The sequence below is a fragment of the Scytonema sp. PRP1 genome (genome assembly GCF_036697665.2).
Lineage (GTDB): Bacteria > Cyanobacteriota > Cyanobacteriia > Cyanobacteriales > Nostocaceae > Kalymmatonema > Kalymmatonema gypsitolerans.
Genome location: NZ_JBAHYJ020000113.1, coordinates 349,469 through 366,947, shown reverse-complemented (window position 1 = coordinate 366,947; position 17,479 = coordinate 349,469). Strand labels below are relative to the sequence as shown.

The window sequence follows — 17,479 nt, the reverse complement described above, 5'->3', positions numbered from 1 at the left end:
TAGGACACAGCCAAGGGCAAGTATGCTTTGTTGCTCTACTCATCAGAAAAATTGGGTCTGAAACCCCGTCATAACCGCGAAGCGTAGGACGGCTTTTTATAAACTAACAAGCAACAATTAAACCAGTAGAACGCCGAATTAAAGTTACTTTGCTAGACGCTATCTGCCCTAAGCGTTTCCAGTTAGCATCGCTGACAGATATTTGTTTTTCGGTATCACCACTGACGAAGCCGATTCCTTTCGGGGAATTAACGCGCGTCACCTTTTCGCAAGCCATGACGTGTTGTAGAGCCTCCATATTTGCGCCGGACTCCACCCCTAGCTGGAACCATCAAATGTAGTTGACGGCGGCTGTAGGGAGGACGACGAATAACGAAGAACGAAGCGGGGGTGATAGTAACCGAGCCAAACCAATTTGCCCCGTCCATATTGGCTGTGTGGTATTTGCGATACTCAACAAAGCTCGTTGCCGCAATAGCAACGCTGTCTACTGCGTGAGTGTTAAACTCTGCCTTTGACTTATCTACCTTATTTTTGGTCAATCCAAGATGGCTGCGAGTAAGAGAAGTTTGATAACCCTCGATTTTAACTACGGGCGCAAACTGCCCTAAGTGCTTGAGCATCCAAACTTGACCAACCATCACAGGCGAGAAACCTTTACCACTTCTTGCTTTTTTGCGCCCGCTGCTTTTATCTACATCTGCTCGAACGTATTCGTACCTGATTTCTATGACTGGGTAGATTTTGCACAGTTCGGATACAATTGTGAGTTCTAGCTGACGGTTAGCACGAATCGAAGGCGCAAGCTTGCCTTGCCGACGATTTGCAAACCGTTTCTGACGGTGAGCGCGTTTGGAAAACTCAATCTTGCGATTGATTCGTCTTCCTCTACGCCCTCGCCGCATTAATCGGCGATTGTCCATCCGGTCGCGCACTGTTTGAAATGGCAAAACCAGGTGAGCCGTATAGAGCGTGAACTTGGCGGATACAACGCCAATCCCCGAATATTTTTTACCAGGGTCAATCCCAATAACAATATCCTGGGTGGCGTAGCCTGATGGCACAATAGTCAGTTGCACGTAAAATTGACCGCAATCCGACCAGCGTTTAACAGCTTTACCCGATTGAATCCACTTCCTTGCCCGTGCTGGTGTAGTGGGCATGAGTGGCTGACGGTTGGAATCGACAACTGGAATTCGCATTCAGTGGTATAACCCAATGACTTGTTGAGAGTCCCTTCGCCCAACTCAACTAGAATGTCTTGGCTTAACCCAACGCCTGAACCAATCAGGCTTAGAGTGAATCCGAACTAGGGAAGTATTCGGAAGTCTGTACCAAGTTGAGTCTCAATGGGCTATTCAACGCTTACGTTGTCCCAATTGGTTCGGACAATCCTCGTCCCTTTCAGGGCGAGGTTGTTGAAATGATTTTTTATAGATTCACATAAGCAAGAATGATCTTTTTCACACTCCTAGTTTTGCCAATAAGACTTGCATATCGTCCCAAGAAAGTCCTTGTTGGATATAGCGGGGTGTTTCAGGATTGTAAGGACTTGCGACGCGGTCAATTTTGATAATTTTTGCCTGAGGGGGCAACACAGGCACATCGGGATCAAATGCGGTTGGGCGCGTTAAAGAACTGGAAAAGCCTTTAAAGATGGCAATTTCGTCTTGCTCATCTGCAATTTCCACACTTACAATCAAAACTTCTTGCGGGCGTTTGGCGGTATATTGTTCCAAGCGCTTGCTAATAGAACTGTTCATTGAAAAAGTGGTGAGTACTGAATGCCTAGGAGCCAAGGCTGGCTCTTGATTGCTCGTTGCGTTGAACTGTTGTTACTAATGGCTTTTTCGCTACTGCGGTGTCGCTGAGCGTCCTTGCTTGCCTAGTTTGACGAGGACGAAGTAAGTTAAGTAAACTACATAAATGATTAAACCAACGATCCCCAGAAAGCCGAGAAATGCGGGTTTGCTGTTGGCATGGAAATAGTCTTTAAAAAGTAACGGTGCCTCCAACCAAACGGCACAATAGGGAGTGGCGATCGCATTTTCGGAAAAAGCACAAACCAAAAAAGGTATAAAAGCAAGCGCGCCCAAAATACAATAGACGGTTGTCGCCCAACGCCACGAGGTGAAAAGCAACTTTAGAGGTCCATTTGGCTGATACTCAATTTCATCGTTCAGATCTACCCAGAACCACAGCGAAATGGGTATCAGGATACGAGCCATCAGTCCAGAGATAAAACTAACTCCAAACCCTCCTATGGTCAAATAAAGGGTAATTGCCAGCAAGCTGGATACTCGCCAGTAAATCATCAGCAACCGTTGTATCGTTTCGGCTTTTTCTACAAATGCCCAAATTAGGAGAATTATGGGAATAATTACCGTAAATAATACTGCTAATCGGTAGTCCATCCAAACAAGGGGACGAAACCAGACTTCATTATTCATATTTTTTTTTGATGATAAATTAAAAACTTTAGTGAATTGTCAATAGGTATATGACTATTGCATTGACTTTCAGACTATCTTCTCATCTCCCTATTTCATATGATTCTGGAGAAAGAAACAGTTCTTGATTGGACGCAGGTTCACAAGAAAATCTCACTCGCTACCTGGATTTCCCGTCTTTTACACAGGATGGAAAAGGTTGGAGTGAGATTTTAGACAAAAACGTCGGCAAAGTGCAAGCTACTCAGTAAATAGATTTTGGTTGCTTGCAAACCAGCGAGCAATAAAATTGGTCGAGCCAATTTTTAGTCTTCGTAAACCCTGCACTCATCTGCTTCTGGGTTGGCATCACAATACTGCTCAAGAGAGTTCTTGGGCTTGGATTGCTTTCGGTGCGAGGCTTCCGCTTGCAGTTCTTCTACTGCATCCCAAGCCGCTGCACATTCAGGGGAGTTGCTACCTGAAGTGTCACACGCAGCACGAGCTTGTTCAACTTCTTCTTGGATTTTGTCTTGAATGTCTTGAATGTTGCTCATTTCACTAGTCTTGTTGTGTTTTCAATACAAGTATAGAAAAAATTCAAAAATGATAGTTTTTTGTACCATCATTCCCCATTTTACTGTTGTTTGCTTATAATTAGTTTCACCAGTAGGTGGGGATACACTTCATCATTAATACAGTGAACCGTACCACGAAGACTCTATTTGTCCTGATCTTTTAATATTTTACAGACTCTAGTGTGAAAGATAAATTATACAATATTTGTAGACGCAAGTAGCAGGAGATGAAAGGCGTATTTTCCTCAGATGGACAGTTGAGGAGAGTGGAGATACAAAGGGATTGCATCAATTGGTGTAGGATGCAAATACTATTCCACAGGATAGAAATTAGAAAACGATTAGCCTAGCAAGAGAAAGAGTGTAAAACTCATGGCAGACCAAATGCAGTGGGCAAATGCCTTGTCAACCCGTCCTTCTTTGGAAGCGGCTGTTGCAGATGTAGTACAACAGGCTGTCTCGTCGTTAACAGCACCTGCTGATTTAGGGCTGGTATTCATTTCGTCTGCCTTTACAAGTGAGTATTCCCGGCTATTGCCCCTACTTGCTGAGCGACTCTCAGTGCCTGTGCTGATTGGCTGTAGTGGTGGCGGTGTCATTGGCACAACTGAATGGGGACAAACCCAAGAGTTGGAAGCAGAACCTGCCCTAAGTTTGACTTTGGCGCATCTGCCACAAGTGAATATTAAAGCCTTTCATGTTGTTCCTGAAGAATTACCCGACTTGGACAGTGCGCCGGATAATTGGATTGATTTGATAGGTGTGCCACCATCGCCTGCACCTCAGTTCATCTTGCTGTCCGGGGCATTCTCCTCTGGAATTAACGATTTATTACAAGGAATAGATTTTGCTTATCCCGGTTCGGTCACAATCGGAGGACAGGCAAGCGGCGGCGGGATGGGAGGTCGTATCGCTCTATTTCACAATGACCAAGTGTATAGAGAGGGAACGCTTGGCATAGCATTGAGTGGCAATATTGTCTTAGAAACCATTGTGGCACAAGGATGCCGACCGATTGGGAAGCCATGCCAAGTCACAAAAGGCGATCGCAACATCATCCTGGAGTTGGATGAGCAAGTACCGCTGATTGTCTTGCGAGATTTGATTTCGCATCTGGGCGAAGAAGACAGGATATTGGCACAACACTCATTGTTTGTCGGGTTGGCAATGGATGAATTCAAGCAAGATTTGCTCCAGGGAGACTTTTTAATTCGTAGCATCCTTGGGGTAGACCCTTCAGCTGGCGCAATTGCCATTGCAGATTACGTTCGACCAGGACAGCGTTTGCAATTCCACTTGCGCGATGCTCAAGCTTCTGCTGAAGACTTGGAATTCCTTCTGGAGAGTTATCAAAAACAACAAGCCCCAAAACCGTCTGCTGTTGGTGCGCTCATGTTTTCTTGTGTCGGGCGAGGTGAAGGACTCTACGGAAAACCCAATTTTGATTCTCAGCTCTTTAGGCGCTACCTCAAAGATATCCCCTTAGCAGGTTTCTTCTGTGGCGGTGAAATCGGTCCTGTGGGTGGCAGTACTTTGCTACACAATTATACTTCCGTATTTGGAATTTGCCGTGCAGTAGGGAAATGAGGGGGATGAGGCAGCTAAATTTCTCCGTTATCTGGGTTATCTTTCCTAAAGCAACAACGTAGTATTGTTATCGATGAGAGATGGAGTTCCGCTAGGAGCGATCGCGCCATACTTCTCAAAGTAGCGACGCACTTCTGGTGGAAAGTCAGGATAATCAAACACAGCATCTCCATCAGCCATATTTGCCCAAAACTCGCGTAGACTGGGAGCTAGTTCATTTGCTTGCGACATTGGCAGGTTTAACGGAGGTAAAGTGAGCAACTTGACTAAGAACGAAAAACTGCGATCGCCCATCCACTTTCTTGATGTATGTTGCAAGTTGGGAAAATCAGGTACTGATTTGACGCGATAAGATAAAATTTGCAACCATTGCCTTGCGTGATTATCCTCATGAAACTCCAAAATTCGGTAAGGATGAGGATAACTTACCAAAGAACCTGTTGTGATATCGTATACACCTTCACAATACGCAACATCTTGAACGTGCAAGTGTCCTGTGAACACCAAGCTAACGCCGTAGCGCTGTAACACCTGCAAGAGTTCTGGTGCATTTTCTAACATATAACGATTTGCTATTGGGTGGCGTGACTGATTGGGTAGGTGTTCCACAACATTGTGATGCACCATAATTAACACCAATTCATCACCAGCTGCTGCTAGGACCTCTTCTAACCACCGTAGTTGTTGGGTATCCAAACGTCCTATCTGCTGTCCTTGCTCATTAAAAGAGTTAGAATTCAGACCGATGAGCCTAACACCCGGCAGTAACTGACAAGTATAGTAAAGTTGGTCGGTATTGCTGTAGCCGCACTGACGGTAGTAATGAGGAAAATCACAGGCAGCAATTGATTGCTCATTTGCCATGACAACAGGAACATCATGATTACCAGGAACAACATAGGCAGGAAAAGGAAGCTGTGCTAAGCGTTCTTGTAACCAAGCATGGTTATCTGGTTCACCGTGCTGAGTTAAATCTCCTGGTAGCAAAAGAAAATCTATATTAAGTTGTGTTAAATGTTTTAGTACACTTTCAAATGCAGGAATACTGACTTCCACCAAATGAAAACGGCTGGGATGATTCCAAATTGTATGGGGAAGGGCAAGATGCAAGTCGCTGACTACAGCAAAGCGAAAATTTGAAGTCATTGAGGTAATAACAATTTTAAAAGCAGGGTGTAAAAAAACTCTTTTTATAAAGAGTATAACCCTGCTCGATCACGCTGCGTACCAGCGATCCCGCTTAACATTTATACACAAAATTGGTGAGTGGGTAGTGGGTTAATACTTCTCGGATAAAACAGAGCTAACCCCCTAGCCCCCTTCCCTTGTAGGGAAGCTACGGTGTACACACAAGCGATTGAATCACTACCAGTCCTCGAATTACCCCACCCTAACCCTCCCCTTGCAAAGGGGAGGGAACAAGATTTTCCAGTTTCCTCCCAATACATCGGGGGGATTAAGGGGGGTAAAACGCGGGTTGAACAAGCCACTCCGACTTGTGTGTACACGGTAGTTGTAGGGAAGGGGGGAAACTACTGCCCCTCCCTGCCTGCGGGGAGGGGTTGGGGGTGGGGTAAAATCAACGTGGAATAAACGTTTCAACGTGATTGTTGACACGTATGAGGATTGCCGTGTCCCTACAAACGTCTGTACTGCACTCAATTGAAAACTGGTATAACTGCTAATCTGAAACGTGATGAAATTTGAAGCGTGATGAGATCTGACGCCAGCGATTTTTCACATTTTTCAGTTTCAATATTAAGTAGCGGGACATCAAAAAGACTTTTTGCTGCAAACTAGATGCCTGACACCAGTGATAGTATGCAGGAGTCGCAACATCTGTTAAGAAGTGACACCACCGTGCAGTCAGGCTGGTACTATCTGTTTCTCTGGCGCGGATTCTGCCATTTTCAATCATCGCCTGACGCATTTGAGGATTGTCACGCAAGCGTTTAAGTGCGGCGATCGCCTCATCCATCGATCTGACTTCTATGTAGTCAAGTTCGCTTTTACGCTCATGTTGATAAGCAGATTCACAGCCAAGAATAGCAGGAATTCCTGTATACCAAGCATTGTATAACTTGGATGCAGGTTTATTAGTATATTTATTACCATCGAAGCTACGCACGGCGACAACCACATCAACATCGCTGTAGTCGTGCCAGCGTTGAAATTCCACCACATTCCAAATTAAACCCAAGGCATTAAGCTGCTGTATCCAAGGATCTGTTTGCAGTTCAGGTGCCAAAGTTCCGATCACACCAAAAAAGGCAACGTTCTCAAATTTATCACCACGGGTAGAATCGCGAGGAATGAGCATAGCTTGACGCCAATGGGGCATATAGTAGCTTTGCCAAAGACTTCCCCACTGGCTTGTCATTTCATCTTGAGTATTTTGTATAACATGAAGCTGTGCGTAAGGATGGGAATCTCTATCTGCTTGCAAACAAACAATCAGTAATTTTGGTGTGGGTTGTAGGTTGTCTTTTAGAAAGTCTCGATGCGCCAAGACAATGCCCTCCGTAGGCATTGTTCCTACAAGTTGACATGGAAATTCTTGATGTTTGAGGTGAAGATAGGTTTGCAGAGTCCAATTATACCGCCCTTGACCGTAACGAAGAGACTGTTGCCACTTCCAGTAAGCATCAGGGCTTTCTAGTATATGCTCAGGGGGCCATTGTTTTTGTGGAATGTAAAAATAAATAGGTGGTAATTTGTCTGTCATCGTAGCTGAGAAACTATTCCGCTAGAGAGTATAGCCTTTACTTTATGACTCTATCTAATTGGCTACTCAGTAGGCATATATTTTCTCGGAATATTTGTTGACAGATATAGTATTTAATGATAGGAGATTTGATTTTGGCAGTTGTCCGAGTCCGTCAGCACGTCAACCCACTTTCGCAAAAGTATCAAACACCGCTGAATCCCATTGAATGGGAAAAAATCTACGCCAAGCCAAACCAGCAGCTACACCTAGATATTGGCTGCGCTAGGGGAAGGTTTTTGTTGAGTATGGCAAAGATAGAACCTAACTGGAATTTTCTGGGTTTGGAAATTCGCGAACCGTTAGTGATAGAAGCGAATAAGTGGCGCGATGAGTTAGGACTGACAAATCTCCATTATTTGTTTTGCAATGTAAATAACTCGTTGCGATCGCTTTTATCTTCTGTACCCAAGGGTAGTTTACAGCGCGTCACAATTCAATTTCCCGATCCCTGGTTTAAAAACCGTCACGCTAAACGGCGAATCGTACAACCAGAATTAGTTGTAGAACTGGCAGAATTTCTCGTACCTGGGGGTATTGTATTTTTGCAATCGGATATTGAGTTTGTGGCGGTGGAAATGCGCGATCGCTTTGCGGAACATCCTCGTTTCCAAAGACGTGGTGCAGGAGAATGGTTAGCAGAAAACCCGTTACCAGTGCCTACAGAACGGGAGATAGGGACTATGAACAAGGGTGAACCTGTTTATCGTGCGGTGTTTGAGAAATTATAATTTCTGAAAACTTTATCATTCATAATTCATAATTTTTCTTAGGAAGCGTGACAGCAAATGTTGTACCCACCCCCACTTCACTATGAACTGAAATCTCTCCGTTCAGTGTCTCTACACACTTTTTGACAATTGCCAGCCCTAAGCCAGTACCAGGAATTTTGCCCACATTTGAAGCACGATGGAAAGGCTGAAACAGTCGCTGTTGGTCTTCTTTAGGAATACCAATTCCCTCGTCTTGTATCTGGAAAACGACTGTTTTTTGCTGCTCAATGAGTTGAAACCGCACTGTACCACCTAATGGTGAGTATTTAATCGCATTGCTGAGCAAATTGTTCAAAATATGACGTAACAAGCTTTCATCCCACAACGTCTCACCCAATTCGCCAACACTAGTAAAAATCAGAGTTAAGCACTTTTGCTGCGTACTTAGTTGAGCTTCTTCAACAAGTTGGCGACAAAAATTTTCTAAATCCAGCGGATGAAATTCACAATAAAGTTTACCGGAATCGGCTCTACCTATAAATGAAACTTCATCCAATAGTTGAGCCATGTTTTTAATGGCTGAACGAATAAGCTGGAAATGCGAAACTTTTTTTTCCTTAGGCAATTTGTCGCCGCTGTTTTGTAGCAATCCAGCAATCAGTTGGATTGTATTGAGAGGACTACGAATGTCGTGAGAGATCATTGAGACAAATTCCGATTTAAACTGGCTGATTTCTTGGACTTTGACCAGTTCAGCTGTTCGTTCTTGAACCCGAATTTCTAACGTCTCATTGACTGCGCGTAATGTTTCTAAAACTTGTTTGCGCTCAATTGCATAGCTTAGGGAGCGAATGAGTAAATCTGAATTGACTTGTCGCTTAACAAGATAATCTTGCGCTCCCCGCCGCACTGCTTCTAAGGCAAGTGCATCATCATTAGTATTAGTAAGTACCACAATTGGCAAGCAAGGGGCTTGACTTATCAAAGGCGCGAGGGATGCTAATCCTTGGCTATCTGGTAGCGTCAGATCCAACAAGATGACATGGTAGGTAGCCCTACGTAGTTCTTGGAGGGCTTCCCCCAATCGCTTCACATGAACCAAACTAAATTCATGGGACTTGGCTTGCTTCAGAAACTCTTGTAACAATCTAGCTTCTGCCAGATTGTCCTCAATTAACAGGATTTTTACTGAGTCGCTTGCAGCCATAGTCTTGTGTTTTCACCCCCCCATTTCTCCTTGTCTTGAAAGTCCACCAGTTTATTAAAAGATGGGGTAGTAGGGTGTGGTGGTGATATTTTCTTCCCACTGCCCCTAATCCCAACTTTATGAGGAACTTCCCTATCTCCCTGGATTTCATTCCGATGGCAAAGTGGCAGTTTCCAACCAAAACTCTTCAATCCCTTTGACTATTTTGAATAGCTGGCTAAGGTTACGAGATTTGGTAATGTAGCAATTCACGTGCAAGTCGTAGCTGTGGAAAATGTCATCCTCGTTATGTGATGTTGTCAGCACGACTACGGGAATGCGTTTGAGATTGGGATCAGCTTTTATTTCCGCCAGGACTTCTCTACCATCCTTCTTGGGTAAGTTTAAATCCAGCAGGATGAGGTCGGGGCGAGGTGCTTCAGCATACTCCCCTTCCTGGCGCAAATATGCCATAGCATCCATGCCATCTCTAACCGTCACGATCTGATGTGGCACCGAGCTATTTTTCAATGCTTCTTGGATGAGACGAATATCGGCTTTATTGTCTTCTACCAAAAAGATTGTTTTGTACTTTTCGTCCGTTTCTGCGCTCACGATCGCGTCCTCCAACTGGAAACGTAAAGTAGAAAGTTGCGCCCTCACCTACTTGTGACTCTACCCAAATCCGCCCCCGGTGGCACTCCACAATTTTCTTACAGATAGCTAAACCCATACCTGTACCTGGGTACTCATCCCGCGTGTGCAGGCGCTGAAAGATCACGAAAATGCGATCGCTAAACTGCGGATCAAAGCCAATACCGTTATCTTTTACTGAAAATAGCCACTCATCTTCAGTCCGAATCGCTCCCACATGAATTTCTGGTGGTTTGTGACTGCGGAACTTGATGGCGTTACCAATCAGGTTTTGGAACAACTGCATCAGCTGAGTGCTGTCAGCCATCACAGTTGGTAACTCATCGTAAGTAATCACAGCCCGAGTTTCAGAAATGCGTTTGCGTAAATTAGTTAGGGCGCGTTCTAAAGCTGTTTCTACCTCAGTCAGTTGAAACTCAATTGCCTGCATATCGACTTTAGAGTACGCCAGCACGTCGTCAATCAGCGTCTGCATCAGGCTGACTCCCTCGACGGCGTAGGTAATAAACTCATTCGCATCTTCGTCAAGTTGGTTTTGATAGCGCATCTCCAACAACTGCACGTAGTTAGCCACTTGATTAAGTGGTTCTTGCAAGTCGTGTGAAGCTACATAAGCAAACTTTTTCAGTTCCGCGTTGGAACGTTCCAAGTCGTGTGCAAGCTGTGCTAATTCATCTGCCTGACGCAGCACAATATTAACAATTGCTTTGCGCAGTTCCAGTGCTGCTTTTACTTCCACTGGTTTCCAGGGTAAAGAGGTGAGACGAACTGTTTCTTTCCACAGTTCAAATGATTTACGCGGACGCAAGCGTAAATTCCCCTCTGACTGACTTAACTCAAACGCCTTGTTGGGATCACCTCCCCAATTGACAGTTTGAATCACTTCCGGGCGAAACCACAAAACATAATTTCGCTTAGAAATGGGAATCGCGAGCATTCCACTGGCGACATTCTTAAACCTTTCAGCATCTGGATATACGCGCGGTAGAGAATCTGTATAGAAGATTTCATCCTTAACGTTATTCTTTAGCCATTGAACTAAAAAAATTAAGTCTTCTTCTTTAGGAGTCTCGCCAATCAAGGTGTAGTTACCACCAAAACATACAGCCGCACCTTGAGCACCAGTTAAATCGAGGAGATTTGGTTGATGTTTGACTAACCCATCAATAAAGTTTTCTTCTTGAGACATATATTCAACCAATGCTGATTGGATATATGTCAATTGCATACGATAGTCGTAATCTTCAGTTTCCTCTCTCGCAGAGATTTCTGAAAATATCACTCGACCCAAAAATTCGCATGCTTTTCGCAATTCATAAGAAACATACTTCGGTGTCTGATGATGACAAGCAATGAGTCCCCAAAGTTTTCCATCTTTAATCAAAGAAATGGTTAAAGAAGCACCCACACCCATATTATGCAAGTACTCTATATGGCAAGGAAACACACTTCTAAGAATGGAGTTGGTCAAATCAACCGGACGTTGAGTTTCCGGATGATTATTTGGAATAATATCTACAGGACTCGCATGAGTATCCGGTATTAATCTAATCCAATTGGAAATAAATAATTTTCTTGCTGGTTTGGGTATATCCGACTCTGGGTAATGCAAACCCAAGTAGGGTTCCTGGCTTTCTAGTTTTTCTTCAGCAATAACTGAGCCATGCCCATCATCATCAAACTTATAGAGCATCACCCTGTCAAATCCTGTCACTTTCCTGACTTCTTGAACAATAATTTGACAATAATCCCGGAGATTTGCGGTTGCTTCTAGTTGGTTGATGGAAGCTCTAGCGAGATGATAAAAGCTTAAAAATGGGATATTTTCCTGAGAAATTGCAGGTTCTAATTCCAGAATCAAAAATCCTTCTGGATTGCGGTGGAAAACTCCATCAAAAACTACGTAATCATCACCCTTTTTTCTGACCCAAAGTTTAGTTGGATTGATAAAATCGAGATTTCCCTCGAATAGTCCTGCTTTGATTCTCTCTATTTGAAAAGAGTCGAGTAAATCTTCTAGTTTTTTTTCCAACAGATTTTGGGGAGATATGCCGAAAACAGAAGATACATTGCTGGTAACTTGTAATATCGTTAATTCAGGTTCTTTCAGGACAAAAAGTACCCCATGAGGCTGAATTTGACTATGGATATGAATTTGTGGTTCTTTCAAGTTAGTCAAATTTATGCCTTGCAATTGTAATTCGCTCACCATCACAATTCTCCTGCTTTTCCAGGATTCTTCAAAATTAAATATTAATATGGTTTAACACCTTATCAAGAGTTACACTCTCAGTTAATGCAGTTTCTTAACACTTTACAAATTTACTTAATAAATAGTCAGAATAACGTTTAAGCGTTGATTTTCTCTTTTGAGCTACAGATTTCAATATTTTTTACACGCTCGCGATAATTTTCTTGCATACTACAGTAGTCTAACAGGTAACATATCTGACTTTATGATAATAAATGTTAAAAAAATGTACTGACCTACGTTATATAATATGTAGCTTTGTTAAGTACAAGAGAAAAGTTAGGTTTGTAAACAAAATTTGAAAACCCAGCCTTCATTATCGGTACTTACAGCAAAGAAATTTGTGTCATTGGCAAAATTTATGAATAATATTATGAGCCGAACGCACCCTACCAATGAAATTTCAAATCCTAAATCCAAGAATTGAACCACATCCGCATGGGTCTATATTCAAAAGGTAAGAGAGGTAAACCTAAATAAATAGGCATCCAAAAAACGAAAGCTATCACAATCATAAAGGTAATGCTCACACCAAGGGCGCGCAGTCCAATTCGATAACTGCGTAAACACTGATCCACAAGCCAAGCAATTGCTAAAAATGCAAACACCAGAGCGGTCATGTAGTGGTAGATAAAAACGCAACGGTTTACTTTCACCCAAGGTAGTAAATTAGCAGCATAATTTATTACCAAATACAAGGCAATCCAAGTATCAACACAAAGCATCGTAGGAAGAAAAAAGCGCCTTTGCCTCACCCAAGGAATAACGAATTGCCACACCAGCATTCCTGTTAAAAATAAAAGCGCCGCAAGGCCAAACCACCACAAAAAGGGATTGCCCATTGCATGGACATCATAAATGATTTTGCCGGTACCGGAAGGCAAAGGAGGTCCCATCACAGGTAGCGCTTCATCAGTACTTTGTGCTGTTTGATAAAAATACGCCATTGGTCGAGTCATCAAGGGCCATTTATACCAAGCAGCACAGTAAGGATGCACCTTGGGACTATTGCCGCCAAGACGTTCATGAAACAGTAAAATTTGCCTGTGTATTTCTATAAATCCATACCTTCTATCTAATAGTAGGTGTGGAATCCAAATCAAACTGTAGGCGATGAAAGGGGTAATACCTAAATAAATAATAATATGAACAAGATTCAGTTGAGTTAAATTTTGCAATGGTATTTGACTGTGTCGGTTCTCACTGGAAGTACCCAAGCTGACTCTATAAGGAAAAATTTTATATGTTCTCTTTTTAGAGAAGCTAGAGGTAAACAGCGTTAAGGAAGATAAGGAATTTTTTTTAATGCGTTTTTTTTCATCTTTAGTAAGAGAAGGATGAGAAACACATTCCTGTTGGAGTTGAGGCTGATTTTCTTCACCAATCAAGCTAAAAGACTGCAACCAACGAATTCCCCAAGCTAATATCCAGATGAGATAAACACCTAGCATAAACCATAAACCATTCCACTTAGTAGCGGCTGAGGCACCAAAAGCTATTCCAGAAAGTATTAACCAGAAGTTGCGTTGTTGTCTTTGTTTTGCTAATGCTAATAATAAAAACCACTGTCCTAGTAGCCCAAAAATGATAATATATTGGTTGATCAGGGCATAGCGAGATTCTACGAGAAATATGCCATCACAAGCCGTAAACAAACCCGCAAGTAAAGCAAAACTGCGACGGTAACTTATTTGATAAGCAATGGCGGCGACGATTATAGGGATAAATGAACCAGAAAAGGCATTCATCCAACGGTAACTGATGGGTGACATGACTGAACCTGTAAACCCATTCACCTCATCTTGCCAAAAGGGAATGTGGCTACTGATCCAAATCCCCAGCCCAATCATGTATTTACCTAGTGGTGGATGACCATCAAAAAATGGTGTATGGGTGAGATAATTATTACCAAATTTAGCGTAGTAAACTTCATCAAAGACAAAGGTATTAAATCGCCCTAGTCCCCAAAATCGCAAGGCGAGTGATAGTAACAACACACCCGCCATGCCAATCCGAAACCATTTTTTATTCATTGGTCACTAGTCACTAGTCAATAGTCAATAGTCCTCTTGCAAACATAATATTCCAATATTTGGAACCACAGATGCACACAGATTAACACAGATAACTCATCTGTGTGCATCTGTGTCCATCTGTGGTTTTATTTTCATTCTTGTTGACTTTTACAAGAGATACCATGAACTAGGTGAACACAAGCGTTGGGTAAAGGTAGCCTTTTAACTTTAACAGTGAACAGCTACCTACGCAGTTATCAGTTAAATACGAGTGGTCGCGCGTCCCCCACCAAGAGCACCTTTATGCGTTGGTGGCGGTGAGCGCATCCCCCACCATAAGCCGTCAGGACTGATAACTGATAACTGATAACTTATTTAAATGTGCTGTTCGACTTTTGCCACTTCTAGCATAGTCTTTAAAACAGAATCCGGATTCAAACTGATGGAGTCAATACCCTGTTCAACTAAGAACTGGGCAAATTCTGGATAATCGCTGGGTGCTTGACCGCAAATACCGATTTTACGATTGTACTTTTTCGCGGCGGTTATTGCTAACTTCACCATCCGCTTGACACCCTCACTGCGTTCATCAAACAACCGCGCTACCAAATTTGAATCTCTATCTATACCAAGTGTCAGCTGAGTGAGGTCATTGGAACCAATCGAGAACCCGTCAAAAACTTGGGCGAACTCCTCAGCCATGATGACATTGTTGGGCAACTCGCACATTACATAAATCTGGAAGTCATTCACACCCTGCTTTAAGCCATTTTTTGCCATTTCTGCCAACACTAGACGCCCCTCATCAGGAGTGCGACAGAAGGGAATCATGGCGATGACATTTGTCAATCCCATTTCGTCTCTGACTCGCTTCAGGGCTTTGCACTCTAAAGCAAAAGCTGCTTTGTAACCTTCATCGTAGTAGCGCGCCGCCCCTCGCCAGCCTAGCATCGGGTTTTCTTCTTCGGGTTCAAACTGTCTGCCACCCAACAAGTTAGCGTACTCATTACTCTTGAAATCGGACATCCGCACAATAACTGGTTTGGGATAAAACGCAGCAGCAATTCTACCAATCCCTTGAGCTAATTTATCAACAAAATATTGGGGTTTGTCGTCGTAAAGCGCGGTAATTTGATCAATTTTAGCTTTAACAAATTCATTGTCTAGTTGGTCATAGTGAATCAACGCCATTGGATGGACTTGGATGTGGTTAGCGATGATAAATTCAGTTCGTGCTAAACCTACCCCATCATTGGGAATAGCAGACAAACTCAGTGCTTCTTGGGGATTGCCCACGTTCATTAAGATCTGCGTACGAGTGCGGGGTAAGTTTTCTAGGGGAACTTCTTTAACTTCAAAAGGCAATAACCCAGCGTAAACCCGCCCTTCTTCACCTTCAGCGCAAGAGACTGTTATTTCTTGACCATTTTTCAAAACTTCTGTAGCATTTCCGCATCCAACAATTGCAGGTACACCCAATTCTCGCGCAATAATTGCCGCATGACAGGTGCGTCCACCTTGGTTGGTAATCACCGCGCTTGCTCTTTTTATGATCGGTTCCCGGTTGGGATCAGTTCTATCTGTAATCATAGATTTCCCCCTTGCTTGGAACTGATCAATTTTTTATGGACATCTATGAGAATTAGGTGGGCTTTACCTTGGCTAATGGCTTCCCCAATAGCACGTCCTGTAAGTAGAGGTTGGGGAGATGAGGAGGATGAGGGGGATTTTGCTCCTTCATCTGTCTTGAGGAGGCGATAAGTCCGCAAGACATTCTCCGTCTTTTGAGACTGCACTGTTTCTGGACGCGCTTGCACGACAAACAATTCATTTGTAATGCCGTCTTTCGCCCATTCGATGTCCATTGGGGTATAAATTCCGTGGACTTGGGAATAATGCTCTTCAATCAAACACGCCCAACGCGCTAGTTGTAAAGTTTCGTCATCGCTTAGGGCGAATTTGCCTCTTTCACTCTCAGAAACTATTACGTTTTTCGTGAATTTGGAGCCGTCGTCATAGACCATTTTCAATTCTTTGCTACCCAATCTTTTATCAATGATTGGGCGGAAACCTTCTTTAAGAGTTGGTTTAAAAACGTAGTATTCGTCTGGGTTGACGGACCCCTGGACAACGTTTTCTCCTAAACCGTATGCTGCTGAGATCAGTGCAGCATCCTTGAAGCCTGTTTCTGTTTCAATGGAGAACATGACTCCAGAGGTTGCTAAGTCGGAGCGCACCATTTTTTGCACGCCAACAGCGAGGGCAATGCTAAAGTGGTCAAATCCCTTAGTGTGGCGGTAGGAAATAGCACGGTCTGTAAATAGGGAAGCAAAGCATTTATGACAGGCGGCTAAAACACTTTCTATACCAGTAACGTTAAGATAAGTTTCTTGCTGTCCGGCAAAGCTGGCATCAGGGAGGTCTTCAGCGGTAGCACTGGAGCGTACTGCGACGTCTGTGTCTGGGTTGTATCGCTCACATAAAGTTTGGTATCCTTGAACAATTGCCTCTCTTAATTCTTTGGGAAATGGTGTGTGCATCAGGAGCGATCGCGCCTTTTTCCCTCGTTCTCGTAAATTTTTGACATCTTCTACATCTAAGTCAGAAAAGAGAGCGCGCAGCTTTTCTTCTAAGAGAGCAGATTGAATGAAATAGCGATAAGCGTAAGCTGTGGTAGCAAATCCAATCGGAACATTGATGCCTTTGGGCACGAGTTGTTGAATCATCTCGCCTAAAGATGCATTCTTGCCACCAACTAAGGGTATGTCGGTAATGCCAACCTCATTAAACCAAAGGATAAGCGATCGCTCTTTGGAGGATGATTGTGATAAAGTATTTGTTGCTACCGTAACCATCTGTATTTGCCTCCCTATTTGATGCCCTGGTTGTACCAATATTGCTTGCCCTATGTAAGGTATATCACATCCAATCAAAAACGTTTTTATAGTATCTTTAGCTTTTGGATAATAAATTTTAGGTTTTGGGCTGACAAATCATCCAAAATTTGGATTGACTAGTTGTCATAGTCTGTTTCCCACTCCAACGAGAGCGAAAACATAGACTTGGCTTGGTGAAATCCACGCTTGCAATTGGTATACACCTACTTGTTTTCATTCACCAGCATCATAGATATGACACTGTGGATGAGTACAACAGGATAATGCATCTATAACTACTTTTTGGGATTCAACTATTCCGGAATTTTGTGTGTTATTGCTGGAGCAATATCTATATCGCTTTAGCCTTTACAACACGGTGCCTGTTATGTTTAAACGGGTTATGGAAAAAGCTATTTAGGTGCT

Annotated in this window: 13 protein-coding genes and 1 pseudogene; 2 read left to right on the top strand and 12 right to left on the bottom strand. The window is 43.1% G+C overall.

Going from position 1 to position 17,479, the window contains the following annotated elements:
- Window positions 1–103: 103 nt before the first annotated feature.
- The 5 genes from V5G28_RS31080 to V5G28_RS31060 form a co-directional block, all read right to left on the bottom strand.
- Window positions 104–277 carry a hypothetical protein gene (locus V5G28_RS31080; RefSeq protein ID WP_332987229.1) on the bottom strand — a complete coding sequence of 58 codons (174 nt, stop codon included), beginning with the start codon at window positions 275–277 and terminating at the stop codon, window positions 104–106.
- Window positions 249–1,202, bottom strand: a complete 954-nt coding sequence (locus V5G28_RS31075; protein ID WP_332987228.1) for an RRXRR domain-containing protein — start codon at window positions 1,200–1,202, stop codon at window positions 249–251. The genes V5G28_RS31080 and V5G28_RS31075 overlap by 29 nt, the downstream gene beginning before the upstream one ends.
- Window positions 1,203–1,463: 261 nt before the next feature.
- Entirely contained in the window at window positions 1,464–1,763 is a 300-nt protein-coding gene (locus V5G28_RS31070; RefSeq protein ID WP_332987227.1) for a DUF7734 family protein, read from the bottom strand.
- A gap of 90 nt (window positions 1,764–1,853) precedes the next feature.
- A complete protein-coding gene (locus V5G28_RS31065) occupies window positions 1,854–2,450 on the bottom strand; it encodes a DUF3177 family protein (protein WP_332987226.1) in 597 nt (198 codons plus the stop codon).
- 305 nt (window positions 2,451–2,755) lie between these two features.
- Window positions 2,756–2,986: a Calvin cycle protein CP12 gene (locus V5G28_RS31060; protein WP_096566296.1), complete on the bottom strand. Its 231-nt coding sequence runs from the start codon at window positions 2,984–2,986 to the stop codon at window positions 2,756–2,758.
- Between the two features lie 393 nt (window positions 2,987–3,379).
- On the opposite strand from V5G28_RS31060, the gene V5G28_RS31055 reads away from it, so the two are divergent.
- A complete protein-coding gene (locus V5G28_RS31055) occupies window positions 3,380–4,594 on the top strand; it encodes an FIST signal transduction protein (RefSeq protein ID WP_332987225.1) in 1,215 nt (404 codons plus the stop codon).
- Between the two features lie 45 nt (window positions 4,595–4,639).
- On the opposite strand, the gene V5G28_RS31050 is transcribed toward V5G28_RS31055, so the two are convergent.
- Both V5G28_RS31050 and V5G28_RS31045 read right to left on the bottom strand, forming a co-directional pair.
- Window positions 4,640–5,740, bottom strand: a complete 1,101-nt coding sequence (locus V5G28_RS31050; RefSeq protein WP_332987224.1) for a metallophosphoesterase family protein — start codon at window positions 5,738–5,740, stop codon at window positions 4,640–4,642.
- A 535-nt stretch (window positions 5,741–6,275) separates the two neighbouring features.
- Window positions 6,276–7,319: a glycosyltransferase gene (locus tag V5G28_RS31045; RefSeq protein WP_332987223.1), complete on the bottom strand. Its 1,044-nt coding sequence runs from the start codon at window positions 7,317–7,319 to the stop codon at window positions 6,276–6,278.
- A 134-nt stretch (window positions 7,320–7,453) separates the two neighbouring features.
- On the opposite strand from V5G28_RS31045, the gene trmB reads away from it, so the two are divergent.
- Window positions 7,454–8,089, top strand: coding sequence for a tRNA (guanosine(46)-N7)-methyltransferase TrmB (trmB, locus tag V5G28_RS31040; RefSeq protein WP_332987222.1), 636 nt, complete (start codon window positions 7,454–7,456; stop codon window positions 8,087–8,089).
- 19 nt (window positions 8,090–8,108) lie between these two features.
- Here the strand turns inward: trmB and V5G28_RS31035 are convergent, their stop codons facing one another.
- From V5G28_RS31035 to ppsA, 5 genes and pseudogenes are all read right to left on the bottom strand, one after another.
- Complete coding sequence (locus V5G28_RS31035; RefSeq protein ID WP_332987221.1) at window positions 8,109–9,278, bottom strand: hybrid sensor histidine kinase/response regulator; 1,170 nt, start codon at window positions 9,276–9,278, stop codon at window positions 8,109–8,111.
- A gap of 147 nt (window positions 9,279–9,425) precedes the next feature.
- A complete protein-coding gene (locus V5G28_RS31030) occupies window positions 9,426–9,872 on the bottom strand; it encodes a response regulator (protein WP_332987220.1) in 447 nt (148 codons plus the stop codon).
- Entirely contained in the window at window positions 9,817–12,123 is a 2,307-nt protein-coding gene (locus V5G28_RS31025; RefSeq protein ID WP_332987219.1) for an ATP-binding protein, read from the bottom strand. The genes V5G28_RS31030 and V5G28_RS31025 overlap by 56 nt, the downstream gene beginning before the upstream one ends.
- Window positions 12,124–12,572: 449 nt before the next feature.
- Entirely contained in the window at window positions 12,573–14,195 is a 1,623-nt protein-coding gene (locus V5G28_RS31020; protein WP_332987218.1) for a dolichyl-phosphate-mannose--protein mannosyltransferase, read from the bottom strand.
- A 357-nt stretch (window positions 14,196–14,552) separates the two neighbouring features.
- Window positions 14,553–17,032, bottom strand: a pseudogene (ppsA, locus tag V5G28_RS31015) (phosphoenolpyruvate synthase).
- Between the last annotated feature and the right edge of the window lie 447 nt (window positions 17,033–17,479).

Coding starts and splice junctions, on each gene's coding strand:
- V5G28_RS31045 (WP_332987223.1), bottom strand. CDS start 7,319: ATGACAGACAAATTACCACCTATTTATTTTTACATTCCACAAAAACAA.
- V5G28_RS31065 (WP_332987226.1), bottom strand. CDS start 2,450: ATGAATAATGAAGTCTGGTTTCGTCCCCTTGTTTGGATGGACTACCGA.
- V5G28_RS31050 (WP_332987224.1), bottom strand. CDS start 5,740: ATGACTTCAAATTTTCGCTTTGCTGTAGTCAGCGACTTGCATCTTGCC.
- V5G28_RS31070 (WP_332987227.1), bottom strand. CDS start 1,763: ATGAACAGTTCTATTAGCAAGCGCTTGGAACAATATACCGCCAAACGC.
- V5G28_RS31075 (WP_332987228.1), bottom strand. CDS start 1,202: ATGCGAATTCCAGTTGTCGATTCCAACCGTCAGCCACTCATGCCCACT.
- V5G28_RS31020 (WP_332987218.1), bottom strand. CDS start 14,195: ATGAATAAAAAATGGTTTCGGATTGGCATGGCGGGTGTGTTGTTACTA.
- V5G28_RS31025 (WP_332987219.1), bottom strand. CDS start 12,123: ATGGTGAGCGAATTACAATTGCAAGGCATAAATTTGACTAACTTGAAA.
- V5G28_RS31055 (WP_332987225.1), top strand. CDS start 3,380: ATGGCAGACCAAATGCAGTGGGCAAATGCCTTGTCAACCCGTCCTTCT.
- V5G28_RS31080 (WP_332987229.1), bottom strand. CDS start 277: ATGGCTTGCGAAAAGGTGACGCGCGTTAATTCCCCGAAAGGAATCGGC.
- V5G28_RS31060 (WP_096566296.1), bottom strand. CDS start 2,986: ATGAGCAACATTCAAGACATTCAAGACAAAATCCAAGAAGAAGTTGAA.
- V5G28_RS31035 (WP_332987221.1), bottom strand. CDS start 9,278: ATGGCTGCAAGCGACTCAGTAAAAATCCTGTTAATTGAGGACAATCTG.